General features: G+C 50.0%; 21 protein-coding genes and 1 pseudogene. 8 read left to right on the forward strand and 14 right to left on the reverse strand.

Translation table 11 applies throughout. The annotated features are described in order from the left end of the window. Window positions 1-206: 206 nt before the first annotated feature. The 4 genes and pseudogenes from OGY06_RS12035 to yciA all read left to right on the forward strand — a co-directional run. Window positions 207-284, forward strand: a pseudogene (locus tag OGY06_RS12035) (YkgJ family cysteine cluster protein); the annotation flags it as partial. Window positions 285-312: 28 nt separating this feature from the next. After that, window positions 313-1,056: a YciC family protein gene (locus tag OGY06_RS12040; protein WP_003020663.1), complete on the forward strand. Its 744-nt coding sequence runs from the start codon at window positions 313-315 to the stop codon at window positions 1,054-1,056. Between the two features lie 54 nt (window positions 1,057-1,110). Beyond that, window positions 1,111-1,650 carry a septation protein A gene (locus tag OGY06_RS12045; protein ID WP_003020667.1) on the forward strand — a complete coding sequence of 180 codons (540 nt, stop codon included), beginning with the start codon at window positions 1,111-1,113 and terminating at the stop codon, window positions 1,648-1,650. A gap of 165 nt (window positions 1,651-1,815) precedes the next feature. Further along, window positions 1,816-2,217, forward strand: coding sequence for an acyl-CoA thioester hydrolase YciA (gene yciA, locus OGY06_RS12050; RefSeq protein ID WP_003020670.1), 402 nt, complete (start codon window positions 1,816-1,818; stop codon window positions 2,215-2,217). Window positions 2,218-2,281: 64 nt separating this feature from the next. Here the strand turns inward: yciA and tonB are convergent, their stop codons facing one another. Further along, a complete protein-coding gene (gene tonB, locus OGY06_RS12055; RefSeq protein ID WP_168150127.1) occupies window positions 2,282-3,010 on the reverse strand; it encodes a TonB system transport protein TonB in 729 nt (242 codons plus the stop codon). 215 nt (window positions 3,011-3,225) lie between these two features. Here tonB and OGY06_RS12060 point away from each other — a divergent pair, with 215 nt between their 5' ends. Together OGY06_RS12060 and OGY06_RS12065 are read left to right on the forward strand one after the other, a co-directional pair. Continuing rightward, window positions 3,226-3,522 carry a YciI family protein gene (locus OGY06_RS12060; protein ID WP_003020675.1) on the forward strand — a complete coding sequence of 99 codons (297 nt, stop codon included), beginning with the start codon at window positions 3,226-3,228 and terminating at the stop codon, window positions 3,520-3,522. Window positions 3,523-3,673: 151 nt separating this feature from the next. After that, window positions 3,674-4,342: an SOS response-associated peptidase gene (locus OGY06_RS12065; RefSeq protein WP_149335268.1), complete on the forward strand. Its 669-nt coding sequence runs from the start codon at window positions 3,674-3,676 to the stop codon at window positions 4,340-4,342. Here the strand turns inward: OGY06_RS12065 and OGY06_RS12070 are convergent, their stop codons facing one another. Both OGY06_RS12070 and OGY06_RS23295 read right to left on the reverse strand, forming a co-directional pair. Then, window positions 4,343-4,732, reverse strand: coding sequence for a HumD family translesion DNA polymerase (locus OGY06_RS12070; RefSeq protein ID WP_008323363.1), 390 nt, complete (start codon window positions 4,730-4,732; stop codon window positions 4,343-4,345). Between the two features lie 2 nt (window positions 4,733-4,734). After that, entirely contained in the window at window positions 4,735-4,977 is a 243-nt protein-coding gene (locus OGY06_RS23295) for a DNA polymerase V (protein ID WP_436537486.1), read from the reverse strand. A gap of 75 nt (window positions 4,978-5,052) precedes the next feature. Here OGY06_RS23295 and OGY06_RS12080 point away from each other — a divergent pair, with 75 nt between their 5' ends. Continuing rightward, window positions 5,053-5,292: a DinI family protein gene (locus OGY06_RS12080; protein WP_126957515.1), complete on the forward strand. Its 240-nt coding sequence runs from the start codon at window positions 5,053-5,055 to the stop codon at window positions 5,290-5,292. An 85-nt stretch (window positions 5,293-5,377) separates the two neighbouring features. On the opposite strand, the gene OGY06_RS12085 is transcribed toward OGY06_RS12080, so the two are convergent. Then, window positions 5,378-5,788 (reverse strand): hemerythrin domain-containing protein, encoded by a 411-nt coding sequence (locus tag OGY06_RS12085; RefSeq protein ID WP_048217473.1) that lies wholly within the window; start codon window positions 5,786-5,788, stop codon window positions 5,378-5,380. Between the two features lie 191 nt (window positions 5,789-5,979). Then, window positions 5,980-6,312, reverse strand: coding sequence for a hypothetical protein (locus OGY06_RS12090; RefSeq protein WP_003841689.1), 333 nt, complete (start codon window positions 6,310-6,312; stop codon window positions 5,980-5,982). Window positions 6,313-6,390: 78 nt separating this feature from the next. Between OGY06_RS12090 and OGY06_RS12095 the strand changes: the two genes are divergently transcribed. Continuing rightward, complete coding sequence (locus OGY06_RS12095; protein ID WP_008322426.1) at window positions 6,391-6,633, forward strand: DinI family protein; 243 nt, start codon at window positions 6,391-6,393, stop codon at window positions 6,631-6,633. Between the two features lie 134 nt (window positions 6,634-6,767). Here the strand turns inward: OGY06_RS12095 and OGY06_RS12100 are convergent, their stop codons facing one another. The 9 genes from OGY06_RS12100 to OGY06_RS12140 form a co-directional block, all read right to left on the reverse strand. Then, on the reverse strand, window positions 6,768-8,126 hold the full coding sequence (locus OGY06_RS12100; protein WP_164562736.1) for a phage tail fiber protein: 1,359 nt from the start codon (window positions 8,124-8,126) through the stop codon (window positions 6,768-6,770). Window positions 8,127-8,183: 57 nt separating this feature from the next. Next, complete coding sequence (gene cor, locus OGY06_RS12105; protein ID WP_164562735.1) at window positions 8,184-8,423, reverse strand: phage exclusion lipoprotein Cor; 240 nt, start codon at window positions 8,421-8,423, stop codon at window positions 8,184-8,186. A gap of 108 nt (window positions 8,424-8,531) precedes the next feature. Next, window positions 8,532-9,206, reverse strand: coding sequence for a hypothetical protein (locus tag OGY06_RS12110; protein ID WP_164562734.1), 675 nt, complete (start codon window positions 9,204-9,206; stop codon window positions 8,532-8,534). Then, window positions 9,206-9,520, reverse strand: coding sequence for a hypothetical protein (locus OGY06_RS12115; RefSeq protein ID WP_003826224.1), 315 nt, complete (start codon window positions 9,518-9,520; stop codon window positions 9,206-9,208). Before OGY06_RS12115 ends, OGY06_RS12110 begins: the two co-directional genes overlap by 1 nt. Then, window positions 9,520-12,729: a TipJ family phage tail tip protein gene (locus OGY06_RS12120; RefSeq protein ID WP_286605375.1), complete on the reverse strand. Its 3,210-nt coding sequence runs from the start codon at window positions 12,727-12,729 to the stop codon at window positions 9,520-9,522. The genes OGY06_RS12115 and OGY06_RS12120 overlap by 1 nt, the downstream gene beginning before the upstream one ends. Window positions 12,730-12,783: 54 nt before the next feature. Beyond that, a complete protein-coding gene (locus OGY06_RS12125; RefSeq protein ID WP_181640962.1) occupies window positions 12,784-13,380 on the reverse strand; it encodes a tail assembly protein in 597 nt (198 codons plus the stop codon). Continuing rightward, window positions 13,368-14,099 carry a C40 family peptidase gene (locus tag OGY06_RS12130; protein ID WP_286605378.1) on the reverse strand — a complete coding sequence of 244 codons (732 nt, stop codon included), beginning with the start codon at window positions 14,097-14,099 and terminating at the stop codon, window positions 13,368-13,370. Before OGY06_RS12130 ends, OGY06_RS12125 begins: the two co-directional genes overlap by 13 nt. Window positions 14,100-14,111: 12 nt before the next feature. After that, a complete protein-coding gene (locus OGY06_RS12135; protein WP_164562730.1) occupies window positions 14,112-14,885 on the reverse strand; it encodes a phage minor tail protein L in 774 nt (257 codons plus the stop codon). Between the two features lie 8 nt (window positions 14,886-14,893). After that, a complete protein-coding gene (locus OGY06_RS12140; protein ID WP_164562729.1) occupies window positions 14,894-15,244 on the reverse strand; it encodes a phage tail protein in 351 nt (116 codons plus the stop codon). Window positions 15,245-15,309: the final 65 nt, after the last annotated feature.

Genomic DNA, 15,309 nt, shown 5'->3' on the forward strand with positions numbered 1-15,309 from the left:
TGATAATTTAACATTTATTGATCCAGATTAAGTTAGAACTTGCATTCAAAATCCTGGTTAAATTAATTCAGATCAATTTTGATATATTTTCAATGTGCAAGTACCTCCAGCTCATTGCTGATGGGTGATGGATATCTGCGCGTGATGCGCAGATAACAAACAGCGTTCATGCTCGACGCTGAAGTCATAGCCAAAAATTACTGCAGCTTTACAAAGATATGCTTTTCCATACATCGCGCGATGCTGCCACTGTAGAGTTATCCAGGGTACAATTGCCCGCAAATGAACACCTGCAAAACTCAAGGAGAGTGCATGTCTATCACGGCGAAATCCGTTTACCGTGACACGGGAAACTTTTTCCGTAATCAATTCATTACCATCTTGCTGGTATCGTTGTTGTGCGCGTTTATCACAGTGGTGTTAGGGCATGCCTTTTCCCCCACTGACGCACAAATTGCGCAACTCAGTGAAGGCGATCAGTTAACCAGCAGCGTGGGGCTGTTCGATCTGGTGCAAAACATGACCCCGGAGCAACAGCAAATTTTGCTACGCGCTTCCGCGGCGTCGACGTTTTCCGGTCTGATTGGTAATGCCATCCTCGCCGGGGGTGTCATCCTGATGATTCAGCTGATTTCAGCAGGTCATCGCGTCAGCGCATTACGTGCCATCGGCGCCAGTGCGCCAGTGTTACCGAAGCTGTTTATTCTGATTTTTCTGACTACTCTGCTGGTGCAAATCGGTATTATGCTGGTTGTTGTACCCGGTATTCTGCTGGCGATCCTGCTGGCACTCGCCCCTGTGATGTTGGTACAGGACAAAATGGGTGTCTTTGCCGCGATGCGCAACAGTATGCGTCTGGCGTGGTCGAATATGCGACTGGTTGCGCCGGCAGTGATCGGTTGGTTGCTGGCAAAAACGCTGCTGTTGCTTTTTGCGCCAAGTTTTGCAGTACTTACGCCGAATGTAGGCGCGGTATTGGCGAATACGCTGAGCAATATGATCTCCGCCGTGTTGTTGATCTATTTGTTCCGCCTGTACATGCTGATTCGCCAATAAACCCTGAACGCATTCCGGGCTTGTACCCGGTGCTTTTGATGACGGAATCGAAGAATGAAGCAGTTTCTTGATTTTTTACCGCTGGTTGTCTTTTTTGCTTTTTATAAGCTTTATGACATCTATGCTGCGACCTCGGCGCTGATTGTCGCGACGGCTGTAGTGTTGATTTACAGCTGGGTTCGCTATCGCAAGGTCGAGAAGATGGCGTTAATCACCTTTGTCCTGGTGGCCGTATTTGGTGGCCTGACTATTTTTTTCCACAACGATGAATTCATTAAGTGGAAAGTAACGGTGATTTACGGGCTGTTTGCTGGTGCTCTGTTGGTTAGCCAGTGGGTAATGAAAAAGCCGCTAATTCAGCGCATGTTAGGTAAAGAGCTGACCCTGCCGCAGCCGGTGTGGTCGAAACTTAATTTAGCCTGGGCCGTCTTTTTCATCCTGTGTGGTCTGGCGAATATCTATATTGCATTTTGGCTACCGCAGAACATTTGGGTCAACTTCAAAGTGTTCGGCCTGACCGCCCTGACTTTATTCTTTACGCTGCTGAGTGGAGTCTATATTTACCGTCATCTGCCGCAAGAAGATAAATCGTAATACATGCTCGCCAGATCTGCGGATCTGGCGAATTTTTATCCCCTCGCGTTCCATTGTGCTGACAACCTGGCTTACATCTGCTCTGCACGCCGCATCCCCTCTATTCTCAACGCACAAATTCTAGTAGCATCGCGCCTGTAATCTTTCTCTATAGTCGGTTCTACAATGACAACAACGAATAACACTCCCCAGGGTGAACTGGTTTTACGTACTCTGGCCATGCCCGCAGATACCAACGCGAATGGTGATATTTTTGGCGGTTGGCTGATGTCACAAATGGATATAGGTGGCGCGATTCAGGCCAAAGAGATCGCACATGGTCGTGTGGTAACGGTGCGGGTTGAAGGAATGAGCTTTTTGCGGCCGGTCGCCGTTGGTGATGTAGTGTGTTGTTACGCGCGCTGTGTGAAACGCGGGACAACCTCAATCAGCATCAATATTGAAGTTTGGGTGAAGAAAGTCGCTTCTGAACCTATTGGGCAGCGCTATAAAGCCACCGAAGCTCTGTTTATCTACGTTGCCGTTGATAAAGACGGGAAACCGCGTCCAATTCCCACGTTGGCCTGATAGCACACGCCAGTAATGCTATCCGGCAATGATCAAGAGTGATGATTGCCGGACGGCCTGATGCTTACTCGATTTGCGTTGTGCCGTTTAATTTGAAAACAATATTCACCACGAGTCCGGAACCGGGTTTACCTGCCTCATAACGCCATCTACGCATCGCATTTTTCACTTCACGCTCAAACATATTGGCAGGCTGTGCAGACAGGATCTCCACATTTTCAACCCGACCATCCGGCGTTACGTTAAATTTGACCTTTACCCGTCCTTCAATGCGCAGCGCCTGAGCTCGCGCCGGATACTGAGGCTGATTACGGCTTAAAGCGCGTGGACCTGATGGCGCACTGACCACCGGTTTGCTGGTAGTTGCCGGCGCGGTATTGGTCATTGTTCGAGTAGGTGCCGTATTTTCCAGTGGGGAGGCCGGGCGCGGTTCTGCTGGTTTAACATCGCGTTTCGGTTGCTCTTCCACCTTTTTCACCGGTTTTGGCTTGGGTTTAGGCTTGGGCTTCGGTTTTTCAATCACCACCGGTGCCTCTTTTGGTGGCTCTGGAATCGGTTCTGGTTCCGGTTCAGGCTCGACAACGGGTTCCGGCGGCGGCTGAACGGCCTGAGGCGGTTCAAGGTCTGCAGGCGCGACCATCGTGACAGAGATCGGCTGCGCTGGCGCAGGCAGTTCAATAACCTGATGTACCGAGGTATACAGCAAACCAGCCACTACGGCACCATGAATGCCGACAGACAGTAACGTTGGCCAGGGAAAGCGACGAGGTAAATCAAGGGTCATTGAAGTCATAATCGTTTCAGTAAAAAAACCAGGCCCTGATTTTAAATGCAAATAGCAATCATATTCAATAAGCCCGTGGCGGTAACTGACATTTAAAACGCGATTTTATGATAAAAAACCGCTTTCAGAGTATGGCCTTAACATATCAGTTATCTTTCCGTTGCAGTTGTTAGGCCTTTCCAATAACGTTATTAACGACTTTTACCGTTCAAGGAGCTCTACCCGTGCTGTATGTTATTTACGCTCAAGATATCGCAGACTCTCTCGAAAAACGTCTCTCCGTGCGCCCTGCTCATCTGGCTCGCCTGCAACTCCTTCATGACGAAGGTCGTTTGCTCACGGCGGGCCCCATGCCAGCGGTCGATAGTAACGATCCCGGTGCGGCGGGTTTTACCGGCTCGACGGTGATTGCCGAATTTGAATCTTTGGAGGCGGCACAGGCGTGGGCGGAAGCCGATCCGTATGTCGCGGCGGGCGTGTATGCGCAGGTTTCAGTAAAACCTTACAAAAAGGTTTTTTGAATTTAAATAATTAACCTTAAATTCAAATAGATAAACACAAATATTCATCCAAAATCAAATTTAAGGGCGCATTTAGGTACACATTAACCTACGCGCCCTCTCTTTTAGTTACCACCTATACTTTCAGTCTGACATATGGCTGGAGGTTTCTATGTGTGGACGCTTTTCACAGTCGATGACGCGTGAAGACTATCTCGTCCTTCTCGCTGACGAAGTCGAACGAGACATTCCATATGACCCGGAACCGATCGGGCGTTTTAACGTGGCGCCAAGCACCAGAGTTCTGCTTCTGAGCGAACGTGACGAGAAACTCCATCTCGATCCTGTTATCTGGGGATACGCCCCAGGGTGGTGGGATAAACCACCACTAATTAACGCACGCTCTGAAACTGCGGCCACCAGCAGAATGTTTAAGCCTCTGTGGCAACACGGTCGCGCAATTTGCTTTGCTGATGGCTGGTTTGAGTGGAAAAAGGAAGGCGACAAAAAGCAGCCCTACTTCATTCATCGAGCCGATGGCCAGCCGATATTCATGGCGGCGATCGGCAGCACACCATTCGAACGTGGAGATGAAGCAGAAGGATTTCTGATAGTGACGGCTGCTGCAGACAAAGGACTGGTAGATATTCACGACAGGCGGCCACTGGTACTGTCACCAGATGCTGCTCGCGAATGGATGAGGCAGGACGTTGGAGGGAAAGAAGCTGCGGAAATTGCGGCCGATGGTTCTGTGCCGGCTGAGAAATTTACATGGCACGCCGTGACACGTGCCGTCGGGAATGTGAAAAATCAGGGAGCAGAACTAATACAGCCAATATGATTACATTACCGGACAATCATCAAATTCCGCGTTCCTGGCATCATTAATGATGTACGTGATCACCCCGAATATAGCGGGTGCAGAACTGTAACCGTCATCATCTACTGGCAGTGCCTCCCTTCTCCCGTTATCCAGATTAACCAGGTGGGGCTGAGGATGAGTCCGATATCGCTTGATCCTGAATTCTCCGTCTATCGCGCATATCAGCAGCGAGCCATCACAGGGAGAAAGTGAGGCATCAACAACAAGCAGCGCCCCCTGGATTATCCCTTCCCTGAAATGTGAACGCGATGCCCGCATGAAATACGTCGCTGCGGGCTGACTGATTAGCTGCTGGTCGAGAGAGATCCTTGTTTCAACGTAATCTGCCGCAGGTGAAGGAAAGCCCATGGCTAGAGTCCTCCGTTTGGATTGAACAGCTGGAAGGTACGGTTCTCGCCTTCCTGCGTTGATATATCGCGGAATGTTGTCACATACCACTCGATCCATTCGTTGGCCTGCTTCATCGTCCAGTTCCAGTTAACCTTACTCAGTTCCTGGACAAACCGCTGAGTGGTGACGGTCTTCCGGCCATTTGGTTCCTGATTTATCGAAGCATACCAGGCTATTTCAATATCGCTGCGTCGTGGCATCATTACGCCCTCTCTTGAATACCGGATAAAAACACAGTATAAATACTGTATATCCATCCAGTAAAGAGGCAATGAGCAATGTTCGTGGAACTCGTTTATGACAAGCGTAATGTTGAAGGGTTGGCGGGGGCCAGAGAGATCATCCTGGCTGAGTTGACGAGGCGAGTGCACCAGATTTTCCCTGACGCCGAAGTGAGGGTGAAGCCGATGCAGGCGAACGGCTTGAATAGCGATGCTAGCAAAAGCGATCGGGAAAAGCTGAACCGCATGCTGGAGGATATGTTTGAAGAATCCGATATGTGGTTAGTTTCGGAGTAGTGCCAGCTTTTACCAAGTCCTTTTCATACCTTTCTGGATACGGGAAACCAAATTCCCGTATTGGATGAACCATTGCCGCCCTTTTTTAAAGCTGCTCTACCAGCGGATAAAAATTATGATCCTCGCGCTGCATTCGTTCATGCACCTTGCGCAACACTACATTCGCGTCGCGGCGAAATGCCTCGTCACAATTGATAAGCTTATTTGCCGTATTCCAGCGACGGGAAAACTTTTCATACTCGGCAACAATATCAGCCATCTCGCGCTGAAAATTTACGCTCATTGTTTTTAGCTTTTGATCGTTCACCTTTTCCAGATAAGGATATAAAAACTGATCTTCGGCAGAAAGGTGTACTTTAATCACAGAACTCATACTGATAACGGTTTGAGCGATTTCTTGCGCATGAGCCGTCACACCCGCCCGGCTAAGCTCCCTGAGGCGGCTAATTTTATGGATAATCTCGGCATGCTGGATCTTCATTTTATCAATATTCACTGGGGAATCCCTTAATGAGCTTTGCAATTTATAACATATATATTAAATGCATCTTTAAAAATAAGCAATCTGAGTTGTTTTTATTAAATTTTATAAATTTACGTTATGTAAATACATAATAAACAAAATTTGAATGCAAATATAAAGAGATCTATTGCCAATCTTCGGAATTTTTCTATCGTACATATGTCTCAAAACTGCGCCAATGCCGCCTCAAGAGATATCGCAGCATCAGTGCTGTTGATAAAGTGCGTCACCCGCCTCATAACCTCAGCCTCTTCAGCTGCATCACCTTCGATCGCTTCGCCGTCATCCGTGATTAACGCTTTCCCCCTAAGCTTCGCAAACTGCGTCCGACCTCCGGACAGAATCAACAGCGCATCACCCTGCTGTGGGCGCGTGACCGGGACGATGATCGCATAACCCGCCGACGTCTCGAGGATGCGACTGTCGGGAGTCATGCAGACACTGGCTGGCGTAACCCGCTGCTCTATATAGTCGGTAGCTGGTGAAGGAAAGCCCATGTTTACGCCCTCTCTTGAATACTGCATAAAAACACAGTATAAATACTGTATATCCATCCAGTAGAGGGGCAATGAGCAATGTTCGTGGAACTCGTTTATGACAAAAGGAATTTTGATGGTCTGCCCGGTGCAAAAGATATCATTCTGGGCGAGTTAACCAAGAGGGTTCACCGGATCTTCCCCGATGCTGATGTTCGGGTAAAACCGATGATGACACTGCCGGCGATCAACACTGACGCCAGCAAGCATGAGAAGGAACAGATAAGCCGGACTGTTCAGGAAATGTTTGAAGAGTCTGATATGTGGCTGGTTTCAGATTAAACACCTTGAACCGTCATATTGCTTAAGTACAATCCGCCGTGACTGGAAATCATTCAATACTCGCACTATCGAACGTTCGCCAGTCGGCCGCAATCATGCTCTTGCATACGGCGTGGTTGCGGCAACCATCATTTTTACGACTGGGTATCATGCTGATTTTGCTGGCGCTCACGTTCAGCTATTTCCATGGCTTCCTGTACTTCCTGTTGTTTAATATTCCAGAGGCTGTTCCTGGGCATCTCAACGCGCAGGTCTACCCAGCGACCAGCGGGGATATCAACCGGTTCACCATCCAGCACCGTTTCAGTAAACGAATCATCTTCATTTTTAATACCAATCAGATTCCGGGCAAATGCTGGCGCACTGTGGTGAGTTCGGTGATATGTTTTAAGCGTTATGGAACCATCCGGATCGATTTCATAATCCACCCACAGTAAAGGCAGTCCATTTGTATTGGCTGGAATAACGAAACCACCATCCACGCCTCCCCATATCGGTTCAGAGTGAAAACCCAGGACTCCGGATATCTTATAAATGCCGGTGTCGATGCGCTCAGTCATTACGCCTTCGGCTTCTTCGTTGAGTTCTGCCGTACCATCACCTTTCAATTTGATGACCGGTGAAGCAGGTTTAAGGTTACCGTTAGAATCTATGGTGGTATTTCCGTTGTTGTAATGTTTACGAATTAAAGGCGAGCCACCGACCTGCTGAACAAGAGTCAGGAGTGTTGCATCACTACCAGATAAATAAATCTGAAAGTTATGCGTGTTGCTGTAACTTATTTTTACCCCTGCCCCCCACTCAGTCCAAAACCCTGTCGGACCACCACCGTTCATAAATAACTGAGATCCTGTAACAGGCGAGCCAATATCAGCATTGTTAAGTAGCGCCGCCACCCCCCCCAGCCCAAATGCACCAACCATCATGATGTCACCGAGAGACGCCCCTGTATTTTTTGTCGCTGCGCTTCCCAGCCCAAGGTTTCCGCGGGCGGTGTGTGTATCAGGCAAATCCCCAAGATTCTGTTCCTTTACAAGTTTTTCACCCAGCTCCGTATTTATACTGCTTAAAGACTGATTAATATTACTCAGTGTTGCAGAAATCCCGCCCCATGCAGGTCCTGTGAATGAACTTTCATCGGGAAGTTTTACTGTCACATCTCCGGTACCAGAAAAAAGCTGCTGCCAGTTCTGTTTGTCGTAGTTCAAGCCTCGCAGGGCTTCTACACTTTGTGCCACCAGCGCCGCGGTAACCATATTCAGCGCCACACGGGGAACAGCTGACCAGGCCGCGCCAGATTGTGTTGGCCCGGTAAAATTGCTGACCAGCGTCAACGCTGTACCGCTTTCCACTGATTTAATCGGGAGCGTATAGGGAACGCCTCCGACAGTGACAACAATAAAATCTCCGGCCGCCACCTCGGTGGTAAACGCGGTCCCGCTGCCAGCAACCGCAGCAGATTTATTCGTCAGGGTGAGTGTTCCTGCTGACATGGATATCTCCTGAATTCAGATAATAAAAAACCCGCCGGAGCGGGTTATTTTTGTATTTCATTGAGGGCAATTCGAACTGGTGAAATTATTTTTATTCACCCATCGCCAGTTAAAGGGATAACCGGCCCTGTACTCAGTCTGATTAACAACTTTTCGCACACCGTAAATTTGCACTGACTGGGGCTGTCCACCAAGCACTAACTCAGCCTGACAAACCGGTTTCTTTTTCTCCAGAACAGGTCCTGAACAGGCTGAAAGCACCAGGCAGACAATAACTGGAATAATTATATTTTTCATTTCGATACCAGAGTTAATTATTTAAACAAAAAATAACCAATGACATTGAATAATAAAAATAGTTTTAATAGATCAATATTCTAAAATTGATCGTTTAAATCGATCAGTTTAATCATATGCAGCTGTGTTTATCGCCGTTATCACAATTCCGCTATTCGTTGACCCTATAGTGGCACCACTGGCGGTGGTTGAACTTTGCCCCCTAATTCTTGTACCTCCAGTGTCGTCATGGCAACCCGTCCCCACATCAACGGACTGAAATATTGGCTGTCCACCAGGTGCAGAACCAGCGTGGATGATGACAGATCCCAGCCCCATCGGATTTACGGCCCATTTCCCCGGCATTGTGACATCGATATTAATTCCACCCGTAGCCGCTCCAGGTGTCCCGATAGTTGTCAGATCTGTCAATACCCTTGATTCGTTTGTAAGAACCAGTGTGCCTGATTCGTCCCATATAGCGATACCGTGACTGGGTAAGGTTTGCGGAGTTATTGCGAAAAAATATGCTTCAAGAGTAAAAGCAGCCCTTCTATAGTTCGAAGCAGAAACATTAAATAAGTTCCCTTCTTTTACGGCTGATATTTTTGCCGCAGCACTTGTTCTTGCGAATACAATACCTGCCTTTTGATTAACAATATTTTCCTCAATGACCGCAGAGTTAAAATCACCATTATAATTTGAGTTTAACGACACTTTTTTATAAAGTGTCAATGGTGTGGAATCCGGAGTAACAAAAGGATTTCCATTGGGTAATGCTAGCAAAACACCATATTTTGCCATTACACCTTCTCCGCAAAAACAATCAGCTGAACCTGATTTGCAGGATAGTCGTTAACACCGTCTCCCGTTGATGGCTGAATTGTAATTGTGTTACCGGAAGCAAGAATGTTTCTTTTGTTTGTGTACGCAATCAAACTTGCCGCCTCCGCAGTCCCTACTGTAAAGCCAACTTTCAGGCCCGGTTCCAGGTTGAAAGAATAAGAGCCGGTTTTCTGATCCACTAACAGATCGATTATACCAACTACGCTGATTGGTTTGATTCCGTAGTTATTAGGGACGCCATTAGCGTCCCATGTCTGTATCCCCCATTCCATCAAAACACTCCTGTTAATTTCCCAATCTGCACGCGAAGAACGCCATTCCCGTCCTTAACGCTCTGGGTTGTGTTGGTGATTTTCATTGCCCCCTCCCCGGCAACTGCTCCATTCATTTCAAACGTTCCGTCCGATTTCATGATGGTGCCCGTTTGTCCCTGAACATAATTAGCGGAGCGCAGTTCGCCAATTTTTGCCAGCGTGATTTGGCCATACTGGATAAACGCATCGCTGATAAACACCTGACCATTCACCACTGCAAAGGGTGAATATTGCGTATCACCGCTGCCACTCATCAGGACGAACTGATTGGCGTTAAATCCGACACGAGTGACTACCGGCTTACCCGCCTCCGCCAGCACCGCAATCGACATTCCGGCGTTATACATCACACCGTTAATCCGGACCCCAGTTTTGAGGGTGTAAATCGCAGAGGCTCCGGTAGCATCAACCACGGCAGTAAGCTTGTCCTCCAGTGCGGCAGTTACATTATTGAACTGCGCCTGCACCTGCGTCGACATTTCAGCCATGGCCTTATCGACCTGTGCAATGGTCGTTTTAACCACCAGAATATCCGCGCGTACTTCGCCGTACTGCGCCCACTGGTGTTCCACGGTTGCATGGTTGGCCAGCGCATTCTGCAACGCGGCTTCCAGGTTGGTATCAATGTCGCTTGTCAGGCGGTCACCGTCTGCAGACGTCAGGAAGTCATCAGCAATATCGCCCAGGTAGTCGTCAGCATTCGCGTTGGATTGGCCACGAACCCAGTCGGTCCAGTCACTCTGATTACCAATACGGTCGACCAGGCGAGCCCGGTACCAAAATTCAACACCAGCCTTTAAGCCCAGTTGTGTGTAGGTGTGTTGCGGATAAGGAACTCCGGCAAGCAGCAGAGGGTTATCACCGTTGCCGTTTACTGAATACTGCAACTCGGTCTGGAGCGTGTCACCTGTATCAGCCGGGAAGGACCAGTCAACCTGAATACCCCAGTTGATTGCAGTGGTACGAAGTCCAATCGGTTTTGGAACTTCACCGGTGCGGCCGGTAAGATGGGTCAACGCAGAGGTGGCCCAAAGGCTAGACGCTCCCCCAGAGTTAATCGCACGGACGCGCACAAGGTAATCACCGGAATAAATCCCGGACACTTCTATATTGCGCAGGCCTGTTTCGGGAATATTGATCCACTCATTATCACCACGTTTCCACTGTGCCTGATACGCTACGATATCTGCCTGGGTTTTCCCGTTTTTATCTACTGGCGCATCCCAACTCACAACCATGGTCGCAATACGCTGCCCCTGACGAACGGAATCATAGCTGCTGATCGTGATGCTTGTCGGCTGCCCTACCAGGCCTGTCGGTATCAGGCTAATCGGCGGCGTATCCAGGCGGGCATTGTTATCAACGGCATCATATTTCGCCCCGTTGTACTCTGCACCGGTAATGCTGTAGGTGTTCTCTTCATCGTTAAATGTCAGATTGGTTACGCGGAAATATTGGAGGCGCAGCTGGCCTGCGTCGATAACAAAAATGGCATTAGGTAGTGGCTCAGCGGTAAAGGCAGTTGCCAGTATCAGTTGCTGGCCGTTAACCGCCTGAATGGTTCTGCTCTCAACGGTACCGCCCTGGGTACGAATCATCAGCGTATCGCCGGCCAATGCGCTTGTTCCCCGATCGGTAGTTACAGATTTTAGCCCGGCATCGTAGTCAGTAATTCGCCCACCATAGACACGGCCAGACAGCCGCTCATCGGCAAAGGCGAACACTGTCCCAGGTACATAGGCGAAGCCATCGAGTCCAGTCTGAACAGTGATAATGCGATCCAGCGAGTTGGAGTAGACGGCCCACCCTCCGCGGCGCTGCGCCTCGCTTTCACGTGTACAGCCAATAGCCGTCAATTGCGTCTGCTTAAACTTGAACTGCTTAACCAGCTCGGGAAACATCACTGCCGTTGTGCGATCCTGATAGTGGTTATCCGGATCACTAAAGTTAATCAGCGCAGAGCTATATCGGTTCTTTTCACTGCCGCTGGAATAGGTTGGTTTCCCGACCACCGAGGCACGGGTGAGGATCTGGAGTTTTGACGTATCCGCAGGCATATCAGAGACAACATTGAACATGTTATTGCCCCAGAACGTCATACCATTGAAACCAGCCGCAATATCCTTAATCACCTGCCAGGCATCAGCCTGAGCCTGAATATAAACGTCAAACATAAAGCGAGGCTCGGTACCGCTGCCACCCTTACCATCCGGCACCTTCTGGTCGCAGCGCTGGGCAATACGGTACAACTCCCATTTATCGAGCATTGCTGGCGTAACCCTGCGACCCAGCCCGAAGCGCGGCTCAGTAAGAATGTCGAACCAAATCCATGCAGGATTGTTCGTCCATCCCCATTTGAATGTACCGTCCCATGTACCGCCATAAGTACGTGTAATCGGATCGTAGTTCTGAGGGATGCGGATTACTCGGCCTTTCGGTTTGCAGGATATCTTCGGGATATTGCTGAATGACTTTGCGTTGAATGACACATACAGCAGTGCGGTATGCGGATAACGGAGACGCGCGTCAATCACCTCGGTGATCGCCTGTACCTGCGTTTTGTTCTGGAGCATTTGGCTGGTACTGTCAACAGTATCCCGGACAACCCGAATCTGCCAACCGGTGCTGGCTTTGGGAAGATTAATACGGTGGGTTAGTTCGTAGAGCGAACTGAGCTTTTCTGTGACGGTTTTAGTCATGACTGTCGAGTAAGCCCCACCGTCCACAGCAAGGTCGATATGGTACTGAACCGTTGTGCCGACAATATCCCCATCGTTTTCCTGCTGTTGAAGGCCAGGAATACCAATACGTACCAGCGCCGCGTCAATCTGGGTGTTACTGATCGCACGAGTCCATGGGGTAACTTTCGTCAGCGACACGCCAATACTTGTTTCATTTTCAACTGCCGGGAAGCCGGGGATCGGGGTCTGAACCTGAGTACCTGGACGGAAGTCCCAGGTAACGTTCTCAAAGTTCATGGTGCCGTCGGCGTTGCCAAGCGGCGTACCATCGAGAAAAATACGGGTGGCATCCAGCTCACCAGCAAACTCACCTTCCCCCAGCGCCAACAACATACGACAACGCGCCATTGATTGGGCTGAATCAGGCTGTTCTACAGGCGTGTGCTGTTTCTGGCTGCCGCCCTTCGCACCAGTAATCGTTGCCATATTGCGTCCATAAAAAAGCACCCGGTTGGGTGCTTAATATTGAAATGATTTTTATCAGATATCTTCAGCCACAATTCCCGCTGAGATTATGGCACCACCGATCTCCCGCTCCCCATAAAGTGCGGCAACCGGATTACCCATTGCCAAGGTGTTTACTGAGCTGCCGAAAGCATAGCTGGGTTTGTTATCGGGGTCATCTCGCCCCTGAAGTCCTTTTGGTTGGGGTGATAGCATCTGGTAGATACCTCCGGCCATCAAGCCAATGCCTGCCTGCAAAGCATAGGATCCCCACGTTGCCCCACCCCATGCCTGCCCAACCGTAAGCCCTATTACCCCGACCACCACCAGAACGGCCCCGAGTATGGTCTGAAATAACCCGGCTTTTTTTGCGCCTTCCATAATCGGCGCGATACGGATATCACTATCCCCCGCCAGTTCCTGGAAGTCCTGCACGCCGATGTTGCGTTTACCGCGGAACACCGCGAACGTCATTCCGTTTTTCTTCGCGCTCATCAGGTAACTTTCCAAACCGTCCAGGTTGATACATAACGCCTTCACGGCTTCAGCTGACGTCTGCACCGCCAGCTTATGCACGCGCCCAAATCTCGCACCCAGCGCACCGTACAGGCGAATTGTCGTTAACCGCGCCATGGTTTTATTTCCTGAGATAAGTTTTTATGTCGGACGCATATCATCGTCCGGTCTTTGAAATAGCCGGGCGAGTACGGCGTGATGCAGGATGGTTGCCCGTAGAGATGATGAAGCAGCTCACCTTCTTCGGTAATGATCCCCGCATGGTTCCACTTATCAGATTCAACCTGCATGATGACCATGCAGCCTGGCGACGGGCCGCATTCTATGAAGCCCTCTTTCTCCCAGTTATCGAAATAGAGGTTGTCCGGATACTGGCTTTCCCACCACGGGTAGTCGACCCGGAAATCAGTCAGCGTTACACCCTGGGTGGAATGCCAGTCCATGATCAACCCCCAGCAGTCGTGAGAGCCAAGAATGAACGGGCGGCCGATTAGCGGAATAGCATCCGGGGTTATTTCGGCGTATTCATCGCAATCAGGCGCATATATTCCCCATACCACACCTGACTGGTTGCATTGCTGGCGATCGAGGTCTGAGGGGATAGCCCTGGCGCCATCGCCAGGATGCGAGTGAATGACTCGAATAATGGTCCCTGCATCCTCGGCATTTGCCCAGTACTCACCATCAATACGGAAATGCTCAGATGGGTTTTCATGACTGTTCGGTACCGGAATGTATCGCTGACGCCGTCCTGACTGGATGACAAAGCCGCAGCACTCGCGTGGCGATTCCTCCAGAGCATGCGCCCGGATAGTATTCATTATCGTTTTGTTCATATTGAAGTCCGGTTATCGGGAGAAGAGAACAGTTGCCGGGAATCCACCAAAATCGAGGGTGGCAGTATTGGGTTCAGCCAGGCCCGCACCAAATCGCTTGCGGCAATCGCTCAGGCAACCACCGCACACGTCCAGCGCAGGGTCAGCGACCGCATTCCCCTTCGCATCAAAATGTGCTGTTCCGTTGTAGGTGCAGCCGTCACCGCTTCGGTACTGGCCGCGCAGCGCCCACTCGCACAGCGATGTAATTTGACGGGTGGGGATTACCAGGCTCTGCAAGTCCGCCGGGCTACTGAGCGACCACGTAACCACCTCATCATCCTCGGAGGTTTTGGTATCCAGCCAGAAGGTCTGGAGCGTGAACATTGTCGGGTCTGCCGTCGGGTTCACGCCGCCTGGGAAGTTAACCGCGTCCAGATAAACGGCGTAGGTGTCGATGATGCTTACCTTCGCGTTAACCATGTCCTTGAACTGTAGGCAGAGCGCAGTGATATGCCCGTCAAGGTTCGATACGCTCAGCTTCGGCTCAGCGGCCTGGTCGGTCGAGAGAGCGAGGTCAGAAATCTGGAATGGCCAGAAGTCGAAGGTCTTTCCATCCCAGATAATTGGCTTTGGTCCAAGCTTTGTCTCATCGCCGGCGGCAGCATCAATCTCCGCCGGAGTATGAGGAAACGGGCTGTAGTGAAAGCGGTGGATCCCGCCGCTAAACTCAGACGCATCAACCTCTACCAGGCGGACTCGACCGCTCGGTGCCAGCATTGCAGCTGTATCAATCAGTGCTGTCATGCTCCACCTCAGGCATAGACGCCATAGGCGCGCTTAATCGTGAATGTCAGTTCTGCGAACTTACTGCTGATCTGGTTCTTTCGCACGGAGTCGGCGACAACGCGGTACAGCCCCTTCTCTTCGCCCGGCGGTGTGATGATGAAAGCCTTAACGGTATGAGCCAGGAGAAAGTCCCGAACGGTATTCACTTCAGAATCAGCGCCCACATGCTTCATCGGTACCTGAATAGCCGTCGAGTTAATGCCGTTCTCGGCTACCTGCTCGTAACCATCGCCAAACTGAGCCGTTCGCACCGTCTGGCTGTATTCCACTGCGCCAGCACCCAGTTGAGAGTGCCAGTTATATGTCTCAACGACCATATTTGCTCCATAAAAAAACCCGCCGAAGCGGGTTATATAGTTCAGTATTAATCTGCAAAAAAACG

This window comes from Citrobacter sp. Cpo147 (assembly GCF_030332405.1).
In the GTDB taxonomy this organism is placed as follows: Bacteria; Pseudomonadota; Gammaproteobacteria; order Enterobacterales; family Enterobacteriaceae; genus Citrobacter; species Citrobacter portucalensis.